Below are 13,775 nucleotides of genomic sequence, written 5' to 3'. Positions count from 1 at the left end.
TATAATTATTCGCCAATCAAATTTCTAAACTTTCTGAGAAAACACCATGAGCCTGAATAAAGTCCCTGCCGGCCGCGATTTACCCAACGATTTCAACGTTATTATAGAAATCCCGATGAATGCCGATCCGATCAAGTACGAGGTGGATAAGGAATCTGGCGCGATTTTTGTTGACCGTTTCATGGGCACCGCCATGCACTATCCCTGCAACTATGGCTATGTTCCAAACACTATCGCCGGTGATGGCGACCCGGTTGATGTGCTGGTGATTACACCATTCCCGCTTTTTCCAGGCGTGGTGGTGCGTTGCCGTGCAATTGGCGTACTTAAAATGACGGATGACGGCGGCGAAGATGCCAAAGTATTGGCGGTACCGGTGGACAAGATCCTGTCGATATACACCCACTGGCAAAAGCCGGAAGATATGAATGTATTACGCCTGAATCAAATCCAGCATTTTTTCGAGCATTACAAGGATCTCGAAAAGGGCAAATGGGTAAAAATTGAAGGCTGGGCAGGCCCGGACGAAGCCAAGGCAGAGATCATGGCAGGCGTCGAGGCTTTCAATAATGCAAAATCCAAATAAAGAATTGCCCTGAACTGCAGTTGACAGCCCATGGATTTCGATAAATCCATCGAGTTATTTGAGGATTCAAATTCAAGCGAATTCCTAAGTTCCGATGTCGGTTCTGTATCCGGTCCGGCACGCACGTTAATATGGGAGTATGCCGAGAAATAGGTATATTGCCACATATAATCATTGGGCTTTTAATAATACGGCACGTTGTATTATTAGAATTCAAAGATTGATAACATAGTTTTTGAGAGCAAAACCAGAAAGGGAGCCGAAGGCTCCCTTTCTCACATGTAACGGCGGTCCTGCTCGTGCTCTGGTTTAGAACTCTTCCCACTCGTCACTGTTCGCGCCAGCCGGATTTTTTCCAGATTTTGGCGCGGCTGTAGCCGTGATGGCTTTTTGCTTTGAGACGGTTTTGGCAGGCGCCGGAATTTTTGCCGCAGGCGCACGCTGCAACAGCATCGCCGAAGTTTCGCTGCCCAGCTTGAAAACGCTGACCGCCTGCGCCAGCGACGCAGCCTGATCCTGCAGGCTTTCGGCAGCCGCCGCCGCCTGTTCCACCAGCGCCGCATTCTGTTGCGTCATTTCATCCATCTGGCCGATGGCTTGGTTGACCTGTTCGATGCCGTCGCTTTGCTCCTGGCTGGCGGCGGTAATCTCGCTCATGATGTCGGCCACCCGTTTGACCGAGCTGACGATTTCATTCATGGTGTGGCCGGCGTCGTCCACCAGTTTGCTGCCCTGATCGACTTGTCGTACCGAATCGTCGATCAGGGTCTTGATTTCCTTCGCGGCACTGGCGCTGCGCTGCGCCAGGTTGCGCACTTCGGTGGCGACCACCGCAAAGCCGCGCCCCTGCTCGCCGGCGCGGGCTGCTTCGACCGCCGCATTCAGCGCCAGGATATTGGTCTGGAACGAGATGCCGTCGATGACGCTGATGATGTCGGCGATCTTGCGCGAGCTGGCCTTGATCGAGCCCATGGTGTCGACCACTTGCGACACCACCTGGCCGCCTTTGACTGCCACCGTGGAGGCGGTGGCGGCCAGTTGGTTGGCTTGGCGCGCGTTATCGGCATTCTGCTTTACGGTGCCAGTCAGTTGTTCCATCGAGCTGGCGGTTTCTTCCAGCGAACTGGCCTGGGATTCGGTGCGCGAGGACAAGTCGGCATTGCCGGAAGCGATTTCGTGCGAGGCGACGGCGATGGTGTCGGTGCCGTGGCGGACTTTTCCTACCGTGCTGATCAAGCTGGTATTCATGAGCTTGAGTGCATCAAGTAACTGCGCTATCTCGTCTTTTCCACTGGTTTCGATGGCGGTTGTCAAATCTCCTGTTGCGACGTGATTTGCGACACCTAGCGCCGACTTTAAAGGCAATACGATACTGCGGGTGATAAGCCATGAGAATATGCCACCGAACGCCAGAGCAATCATTCCAATCGCAATTACGATATACATCAGATTGTTTCCGGTCGCGACATTACGGTCGATTATTTGGCGACTCTTGATCTGTTGAGCATCAATAAGTTTATTAATTTCAGCTACAGCCTGATGATTTAAGGGGTTCACGCTGGACGTAATGACACTAATGGCTCGATCACTGTCGAAGGCTTGTACTGCTCGAATCACCTCTTTGACATGAGCATCAAGTTCATTGTCTATTTTGGTCAGATTATGAATGAGTTTCTGTTCATCATCCGTAAGGCCGATGGCGGCAAGTTTGCCTTGCATGCCGATATACAATTTACGTTGTTTTTTAACTTCTTCATACTCGGACTGCATCTTCTGGAGGTCAGATTGCAGACCGATATTGCGCATGGCAATACCGCCTTCGAGTAAAGCACTTTTCATCGCTGAAGCCAGAGCCACTTTTTCATTGATTGCGTTAAATCCGCCAATCAATTCAGTTCTGCTTCTTTTCGTCATCAAAGTTGCTGCGGATAAAACAATAATGAACATCACTAATATGGTGCCAAAACTTAAATTAAGACGATTGCCAATACGCAGATTACGCAGATTCATATATGTCCCCTCATTTTTTTAATTTTTTGATATCTGCTTATTATGCAGTCCTGTAAAAATAGTAAGAACAACGTCTCCATGGTAGGTATTCTTCAATATTTAGCAGACTTGGCATTCGTCCTTTGACTAAATATGTGATTAGTGTTGAATCTTATCTCCCTATTTTTGTTAAATATAGAAGATGAGCGAGAGCCATTAAATATGGATTATGTTTTTCAGGATAATAGTTGGCTTTCAAAAATCCATCGATTCGGCGCTTTGTTTTTGATGTGACAAAAAAAGTGCTGCTACATCAAGTATCAAGGACACTCCGCCATCGCCAAGTATGGTGGCACCGGAAATGCCACTCACTTTACGATAATTCGATTCAAGATTTTTAACGACGATTTGTTGCTGGCCGATAAGTTCGTCGATTAATAAACCAATTTTTTGACCATCCGTTTCAAGAATTACAATTATTCCTTGAGATGGATCGGTATAGCGTGGAGTAATTGCAAATATTTGGTAGAGCGCAATCAATGGCAGATATTCGCCCCGAACCTTGACGACACGTCCCTGACCGCTGATTTCCTTGATGTCACCCGGTATCGGTTGCAGAGATTCAACGACAAAATTGAGCGGTAGGATATATATCTCATCACCGACTTTAATGGACATTCCATCCAGAATCGCCAGGGTTAAAGGTAATGAGATAGTAATTGCGGTGCCTAAACCTTTGGCGGAGCGAATTTCGACAATACCGCCCATGGCTGTAATGTTCCGTTTGACGACATCCATGCCGACGCCGCGTCCCGATACATCCGTGACTATTTCTGCAGTAGAAAACCCAGGCGCGAAAATTAATTGCCAGACTTCCGCATCCGAAATACCATCAGGAATATTTAATCCCTGTTGCGTTGCCTTAGCTAGAATTTTTTCACGGTTGAGGCCACCACCATCATCACTAACCTCAATGACGATTTTTCCTCCTCGATGGCCAGCAGAAAGTGAAAGTTTTCCAGTTTCATTCTTACCTGCAGCCAGACGGATATCGGTTGTTTCTATGCCGTGGTCAATACTATTACGCACCAGATGCGTCAGAGGATCGACAATTCGTTCAATTAAGCCTTTGTCGAGTTCGGTTGACGCTCCGTGCGTAATGAATTCAACTTTTTTACTGAGCTTGCCTGCCAAGTCCCTTACCATGCGTGGAAATCGGGAGAATACATAGTCCATAGGCAGCATGCGGATAGACATGACGGCTTCCTGGAGGTCGTGTGTATTTCTGGTCAACTGATTGACACTGTTTAACAAGCGTTCATGCACAATCGGATCAAGTCCGTCTATGCGTTGTTCAATCATTGCATGGGTGATGACCAGTTCTCCCACCAGGTTGATCAGTTGATCTACTTTCTCAATGCTGACGCGAATTGATGACGATTCGTGATTGACATGGATTTTTTCTGTTTCACGCGATTTGAAATCATGCTTTTTTTCGGGCGCGGTTTCATCCAGGTCTACGCTCGGAGTAGCGGAGACATTATCCAAAATGTTTTGAGTAAGTTCGGAAGGCCGATTTGGCGAACTTTTCTCAGTATTTATGCCTAACTCGGCCATCGAGTCGAAGAATCCGTAACCATTGTCATTCTCTGATTGTGTCGCGTCTGCATTTGAGGAAACAGATTCTTCCGATATTTTCAGGTCATCAGGGTCCAGTATGAAAGCACAAATGGATATGATTTCTTCTGTGTCCTCCGCTGTGAGCAGGGTGAAAACAACTGGCTGTGTGTCGGGTGGTGTTTGTTCCAGTTCTCCGAGCAAGGCCAATTCAGCTGCCAGCGACTTTAAGTCGCGTTCCGGCATGCTGGGCAGACCGATATGAATTTTGTGAAGCTGTTTACCCTTGTTTGGGCGAAGTGTTTCAGCCGGGATCACATGAATGGGTGCTGCACCTACCGATGGCGTGTTCGGTTTAATATTTTGCGAAAGCAATGCCAATCTGGTACGAACCTCTTCAACAGCATCCAAATCAACCTTCGCGCCATTTCTATGACCATCAAGTTGCATTTTCAGAACATCCTTAGCAGCGAGGAATGCGTCCACATGTTCTGTTTTTAATGTCATTTCACCCTTGCGAATTTTATCGAGCAGGGACTCAAGTACATGCGTTATGTCCGCCATATCGGTAAAACCGAAAGTTGAGGCTCCTCCCTTGAGGGAGTGCGCAGTACGAAAAATGGCATCTAGATATTCTTTATCGGGGTTTGCCAAATCAACTTCAAGAAGTAAGCGCTCTTTTTCTGCAAGCAGTTCTTCTGCCTCGTCAAAGAAAACCTGAAAGAACTGGCTCATATCAATAGTCATTATTGGCCTTTGCCTTTTTTCTTTTACAAGATTGCCATAGCGTTGATCGGTGAGTAGATCACTAGCCGATCACTTTCTTTACCACTTCTATCAAGCGTTGAGGATCAAATGGTTTAACCAGCCAACCGTTCGCGCCTGCCGCTCGTCCTTGTGCTTTCATTTCGCCGCTCGACTCCGTGGTTAGCATCAGAATTGGTACTTTCTGGTAACTCTCTAATTCACGTAATGCCTTAATGAGGGCCAAACCATCCATGCGCGGCATATTTTGATCAGTCAAAACTAAATCAACTATCTGGTTTTTTGCCTTGTCGAGTCCATCACGACCATCTACAGCTTCAATTACCTTATATCCGGCAGCTTTCAAACTAAAGGAGACCATCTGTCTTAGTGAGCTTGAATCATCTACCGCAAGTATTGTTTTACCCATTTTTATTTCACTTTCTTCGCATATCTACAGGTCAAATATCAGCCGCTATAAAAATCAAGGCCATCAAAACAATTCAATATCACCGCTGTCCATTTTGCTTTGATTGACTACTTTACGTAGCGCACCTTCAAGCTCAATATTTCGTACAACTAATGCATTATTTATTCCGTTCAAGAATGCAATAATTTCTTCACCGCCACTCTCAGGGATCATTTGAGCACCCGTATTGCCCAGTGAAGCCAGCGCGTCTCTGAGTGCTACCACACGCTTTACCGCTCGGCCAATCAATTGATTCGTCATGTCCTGAAACTGCATGCTGGTAACTGCCTCATTAACATGCATTCCAATTTCTAAATGAATTTTTTTCAGACGCTCGATATCTTCGGGCGATGGCCGTTTTCCAGCAAGAAGCAGATTGACGGCTTCTTGCTGGAAATTTACTGCTTCGTTAATTGATGTAAAACTATTAACCAGTTTGTCAATTGCTTCTCCAAGCAAGTTCGTAGTCTGAATCAAGTCAACTTCTACTTCCAAAAGATGTTGATTGCCATGATTAGAAACATCGGATAGCAGGTCTTTAAGTTGTGGCGCCAATATTTTATTATTTGCCATGCATTTATCCTGTTCTTGGCAAAAAACAATATAAGAAAGAACGTAAAGGTTCAGTTTTTAATTGTTTTGGTAAATTCTTGCTGGTTTAACGGTTCATTCGCCACTTCGATAACACCGCCATCCCTAGTGGCGGTTTCTTCAGCTTTCTTGTTCATCACGATAATACTGATGCGTCTATTAATAGGATTCAGAGGTTCTTTTTTATCGAAAAGCACTGCGGAAGAAAGTCCAACTACGCGGACAATTTTTGATTCCTCCATGCCGCCGGCAATTAATTCTCTGCGGGATGCATTGGCACGATCAGCTGAGAGTTCCCAGTTGCTGTACCCTTTTTCTCCGCTTGAATAGGGGGCTGAATCAGTATGCCCAGACAAACTTATCTTATTTGGGACTTGATTCAGAACTGCACCAATTTCGTGCAGGATTACCTTGGTGTATGGTTTCAGATCAGCTTTTGCAGAAGAAAACATGGGTCTGTTTTGCTCGTCAACAATTTGAATTCGCAAACCTTCAGTGGTAATGTCCAGCAATAATTGATTTTTGAATTGATTCAGCACCGGGTGAGCTGCTATGTTGGCATCAATAAGATTTTTTAGGCCTTTCAGTCGACTTGCATCAATTTTTTCAAGTGCTTTTTCTGCATCTTTCAGGTCATATTTTTTCTTTTCTGCAGCAATACGAGTTTGTTTGATTTGGCCATCCTGCCGAGTCAGGTCTTTGCCTCCGCCTGGCAAAATGCTTGAGCTATCGCCGCTCCCAGAGCCACCTGCCATTGCTACTTTAAGTGGTGTTTGGAAATATTCGGCAATACCTTGTAATGAGCCTTTTGAGGTGGAGCCAAGGAGCCACATTAAAAGAAAAAATGCCATCATAGCCGTAACAAAGTCAGCATAAGCTATTTTCCAGGCCCCTCCATTGTGACCGCCTATAGTTTTTTTAATACGCTTAACAATTATTGGGCGTGGTGCGTCATCAGCCATATCAATTCCTGAAAAAACTTATGTTTATTTTGATTTGGTTTGCTTGACGTGCTCTTCCAACTCAATAAAAGTTGGGCGCTCAGTTGAAAACAATACTTTTCTGCCAAATTCAACTGCCAGTGCAGGGGCGTAGCCATTCAGACTAGCGAGTAAGGTTACTTTTACACACTGCAGTATTTTTGAAGACTCCTGCAGTTTTTGTTCCAACAGTCCTGCTAGTGGACCCACAAATCCGTATGCTAGCAAAATGCCCAGAAATGTTCCTACCAACGCATTTGCAATCAGGATGCCCAACTCGGCAGGAGGTAGGCCCACAGATGCCATTGTATGTACTACACCCATGACTGCAGCAACAATACCGAAAGCTGGTAAGCCGTCTCCAACTTTAGCAATGCAGTTTGCAGCAACTTCGCCTTCGTGGTGATGCGTCTCCAGTTCATTGTCCATCAGGTTTTCGATCTGGAAGGCGTCCATATTTCCAGAAACCATCAATCTTAAGTAATCCGTCATGAACTCCACGATGTGGTGATCATTGAGAATATTCGGGTATTTGTTAAAAATTGGACTTTGCTCCGGTACTTCAACATCACCTTCAATAGACATCAACCCCTCTTTGCGGACTTTGCTTAATATTTCAAAAAGCAAGGACATTAATTCCATGTATAGGGCTTTATTGTATTTTGAGCCTTTGAATACAGTAGGTAATGCCTTAATGGTTGACTTGATTGCTTTGCTATTGTTGCCAACGATGAATGCTCCACTAGCGGCACCACCAATCATCAATAACTCCACTGGCTGTAAAAGTGAGGCTAGATGTCCACCCGCTATGGCAAAGCCACCAAAAACGGAGGCGATAACAATGATGTATCCAAAAATTACTAACACGTTGGGACTCTCCAGCAATCAAGTCGGGGCAAAGGGATCTATTAACACATCACCATTTTTGATGTAAAAACGTGACTTGCAGCTACAGACTGCCTATGGACGTAATAAAGCTTTAATGGTGCTGTGAACGGCACATACTACACAAACTTGAGTAAAAATCTTACTAGAACGAAACAAAAAAGTTCTTTACAGGTGCCAGCCGTAAAGATTGGGCCCACCACATTCTGAAGAGATAATGATGCTGGGATTTGCTTCGGGGATTGAAAACTCATAACTAAGCAATAGTGCTCCAGGCTTCATTTCACGAACAGCTTTTTGCCACAGGGTTGACATTGCCGCTGGTGATAGATAGGCAAAGACCACGTCATATTCAGTAAGGGATCTATGGCCGTAATCGCCTCGTATAAAGCGCGCAGAGCTTTTTCTGAATGCAGCACGCAACGCGCTCAGTAGCCAAGGCAGAGGTGCCAATTCAATGCCAATGAATATACTTTCAGGGCGTCGCACAGCCAGATGCAGGATTACCCCACCCAAGCCACTGCCAATGTCTATCATCCGAATCTGCTTGTCATGAGGGAGCAGTTTTTCAATTGATTCCCAAACTTTGACGCTTGATGGGTAAAACGGAACTTGGGTACGGAAAGTTGTCCAGAAGAACCCAAGTAAAAATATAAAAAAAACAAGGAAAAATCCGGATGGAATTTGCAGCGCAAGCGTCAGTACTATTGCGCAAGGGAAGATGAATTGTATCGGCCACCACCATGAAGCCATCTGATGGCGATAAGAGAGAGACATTGCTACAGCGCCCTGAATCAAGGAGGCTAGTATGATGTTACTGCGTATGCTAAATAATAGCCCAATGCTGGCAAACAATATAAATACGAAAATAAAACTGATAAATTGAATGAAAAGGGCCTGAGAAGCCGGAATTTTAACAAAACATTTAGCGTTTCTTGCAAGAGTAGAAAACGAACCCCTATTAATCAAAATACATTCCCTTGCGGTGATCAAGTCTGCGATGTATCTGATATCGCGGATATCGATTCGCTTTCTTTGATTTTTTTGGTTTTTCCGGCGCGTGAAGGGATATGGCAAAGACCGCACACATAGTCGTTACTTAAATCAAGTGTATGCACAATAAAATTACCACCACATTTGACGCAGCATGCGGTCGTAAGCAACTTGCTATCAAAAAAACGTACCAATGTCCATGCACGGGTTAAAGAAAACACCGGTTCCTCACCCGACTTAGTATGAGATTGTATCTGTTCAAGATAAAGCTTATACGCTTTAGTCAAAGCCATCACACCAGAGACCCCAGCGTGATCAATAAGATATTTATGAATATTGATAAATAGTGATGCGTGAATGTTTGGTTGCCAAGTTAAAAACCAGTCAGTAGAGAAGGGTAGCATCCCTTTTGGTGGTGAAGAACCCTTGATCTCTTTATATAACTTCAGCAAACGCTCGCGCGAAAGTGAGGTTTGGGTCTCAAGCAATTGAAGTCGCGCCCCTAAGTTAATGAGTTCGATCGCAATCTTAATTTCATTAGCTTCGGTTATGACGCTTTTCTTGGCCATAATGGTTGTATTTTTAAAAATATGTAAAAGATTAGTTGTCGATTTGGACGCTTCTGGCAGGATGCGATGCAGGACGGTTGTAAGAGTCATAGCGAGAGCAGCAACGCGTTCGTCCGGGCGGAACAAATACACAAATCATTTTGCACTCGTTCCTTAGTGATAACTACCCATGTTAATACCAACGTGGCTACATTATCTCTTCTATAGGTTGTCCTGCCATCAAGATTGCGGCATGCGATTGGGCTTGTGAGCGTTCCTTGTTGTGATTTGTCAGCATCATCAGAATGGCACTGTCGTCAAAACGGAAACGAGCCAACATCATGTTTGCGTTCGCAAGTTTGAGAATTTGGGCATTGCTTAATCCATCAATGAGATCCGCAATTTCCATGCTCAAACCTAGGCGAAAAATTGCAGTAGTTTTATCAAACCGAATCATTTGCTGTGCAAGCATCAAGTAACTCAGGTTGGCATCACGAATCTCGGCAATTAAATCATTTTCTGTCATGTTGCCCCCCAGTTGAAATAGAATTTTCTTCATGTTGCAGATAATCTGAATAGTGATGCTTTAATTAGCGCCGGTAAATAGGCTCTCTTTGCTATTTTTCGTAAGTCTGGGCGGCAGCATGCGCGTCATTGTTTGTCTTACAAACAATGAGCAATGGGGTATGTCCATACAAGCAGAAATCGCATCACCACAGTTTTGAAGCTCAAACAACTGCATGAAATGAATTTAAGGCTGTTATGGCTAAGTTGGGAAACGTAATAGAAAGTACCAGAGGTTCCCATGACATTAGCGGGCCCTCTTTAGAAAACTTTAGGTTTTTTTAAAGGAATTTCGAAATTTTGAAACCGAAGAAAGTTATCCCAGGCTATATCTAGCGGCTGTGGGGAACATCTATCTTAGCAAACAACGGGACCGGTATCAGTTGAATCCGTTGCAATCCAAAGACGCGCAAAAAGCAGCGATTTCTGCTTACTGGAAAATAGCGGTTCCGTAGCGAAAAATATACTATATTGTGTATTTTACGTACATCATATAATTAATGCGGATATATGCATATTTTTTCATATACTCCCTATATTTTTGTTTAATCGAGTGTATTTGCGGCGAAGTTGCAAGGAACGCACTTCTGCAAAATTGCAGCCTTAATCTGTAGTCGGCGCTGCTGATTTATGTTCAAACCACATAAGACTAGTACAAATACGTATAAAGTCTGCGCACCCGCTCTGCTAGAATCGTAAGCTTTCGGTAAGCTTTAAAAAAACAGAAAGGCCGTAGAGCATGGAATCGACATTGGATCAAAAGGAGGCGCGGCGTCAGGAATTGCGCCGGGCAGCACTTGAATATCATGAATTTCCGACTCCTGGCAAGATCAGCGTTACCGCTACCAAGCAGATGTCCAACCAGCGCGATCTGGCCTTGGCCTATTCTCCCGGCGTGGCTTCGCCCTGCGAAGAAATTGTCGCCGATCCGGCCAGCGTCTTCAAATACACCGCACGCGGCAATTTGGTGGCTGTCATCACCAACGGCACAGCAGTGCTCGGCCTGGGCAATATCGGCCCGCTAGCGTCCAAACCGGTGATGGAAGGCAAGGGCGTTCTGTTCAAGAAGTTTGCCGGCATCGACGTCTTCGACATTGAAATCAACGAGCTCGATCCGGACAAACTGGTCGATATCATCGCCGCGCTGGAACCGACTTTCGGCGGCATCAACCTGGAAGACATCAAGGCGCCGGAATGCTTCTACATCGAGCGCAAGCTGCGCGACCGGATGAAGATCCCGGTTTTCCACGACGATCAGCACGGCACTGCGATCATCGTCTGCACCGCCATTCTGAATGGCTTGAAAGTAGTCGGTAAAGATATCAAGCACTGCAAACTGGTGGTGTCCGGCGCCGGCGCTGCAGCGCTGGCCTGCCTCGACCTGATCGTCGATCTCGGTTTCCCGATTGAAAATATTTTCGTCTCCGATCTGGCTGGCGTGGTGTATCAGGGCCGGGTTGAACTGATGGACCCGGACAAGGCCCGTTTTGCACAGCCGACCAGTGCCCGCACACTGGCTGAAGTGATGCCGGGCGCGGATATCTTTCTGGGTCTTTCTGCCGGCGGCGTCGTGAAACCGGAAATGGTGGCTGGCATGGCGGCCAGACCGATCGTGATGGCGCTGGCCAACCCGACCCCGGAAATCCTGCCGGAAGAAGTCAAGGCGGTGCGCCCCGATGCAATCATCGCTACCGGCCGTTCCGACTATCCGAACCAGGTCAACAACGTATTGTGCTTCCCGTACATCTTCCGCGGTGCGCTCGATTGCGGCGCGACCACCATCACGCGTCAGATGGAAATCGCGGTGGTGCATGCGATTGCCGAACTGGCGCAAGCCGAACAATCAGATGTGGTGGCTACCACTTACGGCATCCGTAATCTGTCCTTCGGCCCCGAATACCTGATTCCGATGCCGTTCGATCCGCGTCTGATGACCCGAGTGGCTCCGGCGGTAGCCCAGGCGGCGGCAGAATCCGGTGTTGCCGCGCGTCCGATTCAGGACATGCCGGCTTACGTTGAGCGCTTGCAGCAATTCGTGTATCGCAGCGGCACTTTCATGAAGCCGTTGTTCCAGATCGCGAAAAAAGCCCCTTCTGGCAAAAAACGCATCGTCTTTGCCGAGGGCGAAGAGGAGCGCGTGCTACGTGCAGTTCAGATCATCGTCGATGAAAAGCTGGCCAAACCGATCCTGGTGGGCCGGCCATCGGTGCTGGCGCAACGGATTGAGAAATTCGGCTTGCGCCTGAAACTGGATGACGATTTCGAAGTGATTAATCCCAATTTTGACGAGCGTTATCGGGATTACTGGCAAACCTTTCATAAAATGTCACGGCGCAAAGGTGTGGACGAGCAGTACGCAAAGCTGGAAATGCGCCGTCGTCACACCCTGATCGGTTCCATGATGATTCACAAAGGCGATGCCGACGGCATGATTTGCGGCACGTATGGGTCCACTAACCTGCACCTGCACTATATCGATCAGGTTCTGGGCAAGCGCGAAGGGGTCAATGTGTATGCGGCGATGAACTGCCTGATCCTGCCGCAAACTCAGTTGATTCTAGTCGACACCCACGTCAACGAGAATCCGACTGCGCAACAGCTGGCGGAAATCACCATCTTGGCTGCTGAAGAGATGCGTCGTTTCGGTCTGCATCCGCGCGCCGCGCTGCTGTCGCACTCGAATTTCGGCTCCAGCAACAGCGAGTCGGCGCTAAAAATGCGCGCCGCGCTGGCCATTATCCAAAAGAATGCACCTGATCTCGAAATCGACGGCGAGATGCATGGCGATGTCGCGCTTGATTCGGCTTTGCGCAAAGCGATGATGCCGGATTCGCCTTTGACCGGCGACGCCAATTTGCTGGTGATGCCGAATATCGATGCCGCCAATATTGCCTATAACCTGCTGAAGACAGCGTCAGGCAATGGCGTCGCGATCGGGCCGATCCTGCTCGGTTGCGCCAAACCGGTGCATATCCTGACGCCGTCGGCCACCGTGCGCCGGATTGTCAACATGACAGCCCTGTGCGTGGTGGATGCGATAGCTGAGCGATAACCTTCAACCGGATGCGCGGCATAAAAATGCCGTTTCTCCTTACGGGGAAACGGCATTTTTTATTGGGCGCCGGATTGTGGTGTCGAAGGCGCCGATGCTGCTACCAAAGTCGTTCTCAGGCCTCTGACTTGGTCGGGTAGATGCGTATCGATTTGAGCTTGGTAGTTTGGCTGGCCACGCAGACTTGGCTGGCGTAGCGGCTATCTTTTTTGATTAAATTTTCGAGTGTAACGCCATCGAGCACCTCCAGATACGCTGCCGTAGCAGCATGCAACACGCCTTTTAGCGTGCAATCTGCGGCATAGCTGCACTGGAAGTTTCCGGGTGAAAAACATTCAGCCATGAAAAAATCGGTTTCAGTGTTGCGTACCACTTCCCCAATATTGATATCTGCCGGCTCTCTGTTGAGCCGCAGTCCGCCGTTACGGCCGCGTACGGTTTCCACCATCCCGGTCAAGCCCAGTTGATGCACTACCTTCATCAAATGATTCTTGGAGATGCCGTGAATATTGGCTATATCCTGAATCGTTACCAACTTATCCCGATTCAGGCCCAAGTGCATCAGGGTGCGTAATGTGTAGTCGGTATAAGCAGTTAATCTCATTGCTGGATCCAAGCCTGTTAAAGAGTGATGCTGCATAACATGCATAATGCAGTATTTATTATATATGTTATTGGCATAGAAACTTGGAAACACCAATTAAACTGGCGATAAGCTTCTTTGCGCAAGCCTTGACGATGCGGATTGCAGACTCAC

At 47.0% G+C, this 13,775-nt stretch carries 12 protein-coding genes and 1 pseudogene; 2 read left to right on the top strand and 11 right to left on the bottom strand.

Going from position 1 to position 13,775, the window contains the following annotated elements; translation table 11 throughout:
- Window positions 1-46 precede the first annotated feature (46 nt).
- On the top strand, window positions 47-586 hold the full coding sequence (gene ppa / locus KGFNPO_RS12170; RefSeq protein ID WP_472613224.1) for an inorganic diphosphatase: 540 nt from the start codon (window positions 47-49) through the stop codon (window positions 584-586).
- A gap of 309 nt (window positions 587-895) precedes the next feature.
- On the opposite strand, the gene KGFNPO_RS12165 is transcribed toward ppa, so the two are convergent.
- The 10 genes and pseudogenes from KGFNPO_RS12165 to flhD form a co-directional block, all read right to left on the bottom strand.
- A complete protein-coding gene (locus tag KGFNPO_RS12165; protein ID WP_472634465.1) occupies window positions 896-2,032 on the bottom strand; it encodes a methyl-accepting chemotaxis protein in 1,137 nt (378 codons plus the stop codon).
- Window positions 2,033-2,110: 78 nt separating this feature from the next.
- Window positions 2,111-2,533 (bottom strand): annotated as a pseudogene (locus KGFNPO_RS12160) (MCP four helix bundle domain-containing protein); the annotation flags it as partial.
- Between the two features lie 297 nt (window positions 2,534-2,830).
- Window positions 2,831-4,939 carry a chemotaxis protein CheA gene (gene cheA, locus KGFNPO_RS12155; RefSeq protein WP_472631531.1) on the bottom strand — a complete coding sequence of 703 codons (2,109 nt, stop codon included), beginning with the start codon at window positions 4,937-4,939 and terminating at the stop codon, window positions 2,831-2,833.
- Window positions 4,940-5,000: 61 nt separating this feature from the next.
- On the bottom strand, window positions 5,001-5,366 hold the full coding sequence (locus tag KGFNPO_RS12150; protein WP_472631530.1) for a response regulator: 366 nt from the start codon (window positions 5,364-5,366) through the stop codon (window positions 5,001-5,003).
- Between the two features lie 63 nt (window positions 5,367-5,429).
- Window positions 5,430-5,978, bottom strand: coding sequence for a chemotaxis protein (locus tag KGFNPO_RS12145; protein WP_472631529.1), 549 nt, complete (start codon window positions 5,976-5,978; stop codon window positions 5,430-5,432).
- A 50-nt stretch (window positions 5,979-6,028) separates the two neighbouring features.
- Window positions 6,029-6,958 carry a flagellar motor protein MotB gene (gene motB, locus KGFNPO_RS12140; RefSeq protein WP_472631528.1) on the bottom strand — a complete coding sequence of 310 codons (930 nt, stop codon included), beginning with the start codon at window positions 6,956-6,958 and terminating at the stop codon, window positions 6,029-6,031.
- Between the two features lie 24 nt (window positions 6,959-6,982).
- A complete protein-coding gene (gene motA, locus KGFNPO_RS12135; RefSeq protein ID WP_472631527.1) occupies window positions 6,983-7,843 on the bottom strand; it encodes a flagellar motor stator protein MotA in 861 nt (286 codons plus the stop codon).
- A gap of 186 nt (window positions 7,844-8,029) precedes the next feature.
- Window positions 8,030-8,854: a class I SAM-dependent methyltransferase gene (locus KGFNPO_RS12130; RefSeq protein WP_472631526.1), complete on the bottom strand. Its 825-nt coding sequence runs from the start codon at window positions 8,852-8,854 to the stop codon at window positions 8,030-8,032.
- Window positions 8,851-9,423, bottom strand: a complete 573-nt coding sequence (gene flhC / locus KGFNPO_RS12125) for a flagellar transcriptional regulator FlhC (protein ID WP_472634464.1) — start codon at window positions 9,421-9,423, stop codon at window positions 8,851-8,853. The genes KGFNPO_RS12130 and flhC overlap by 4 nt, the downstream gene beginning before the upstream one ends.
- Window positions 9,424-9,610: 187 nt before the next feature.
- Window positions 9,611-9,928 (bottom strand): flagellar transcriptional regulator FlhD, encoded by a 318-nt coding sequence (gene flhD / locus KGFNPO_RS12120; RefSeq protein WP_472634463.1) that lies wholly within the window; start codon window positions 9,926-9,928, stop codon window positions 9,611-9,613.
- A 777-nt stretch (window positions 9,929-10,705) separates the two neighbouring features.
- Between flhD and KGFNPO_RS12115 the strand changes: the two genes are divergently transcribed.
- Window positions 10,706-13,018 carry an NADP-dependent malic enzyme gene (locus KGFNPO_RS12115; protein WP_472631525.1) on the top strand — a complete coding sequence of 771 codons (2,313 nt, stop codon included), beginning with the start codon at window positions 10,706-10,708 and terminating at the stop codon, window positions 13,016-13,018.
- 115 nt (window positions 13,019-13,133) lie between these two features.
- On the opposite strand, the gene KGFNPO_RS12110 is transcribed toward KGFNPO_RS12115, so the two are convergent.
- Window positions 13,134-13,622 carry an RrF2 family transcriptional regulator gene (locus KGFNPO_RS12110; RefSeq protein ID WP_472631524.1) on the bottom strand — a complete coding sequence of 163 codons (489 nt, stop codon included), beginning with the start codon at window positions 13,620-13,622 and terminating at the stop codon, window positions 13,134-13,136.
- Window positions 13,623-13,775 lie beyond the last annotated feature (153 nt).

It is taken from the genome of Gelidimonas diazotrophica (assembly GCF_055694025.1).
This window is presented reverse-complemented; position numbering and strand designations above follow the sequence as displayed.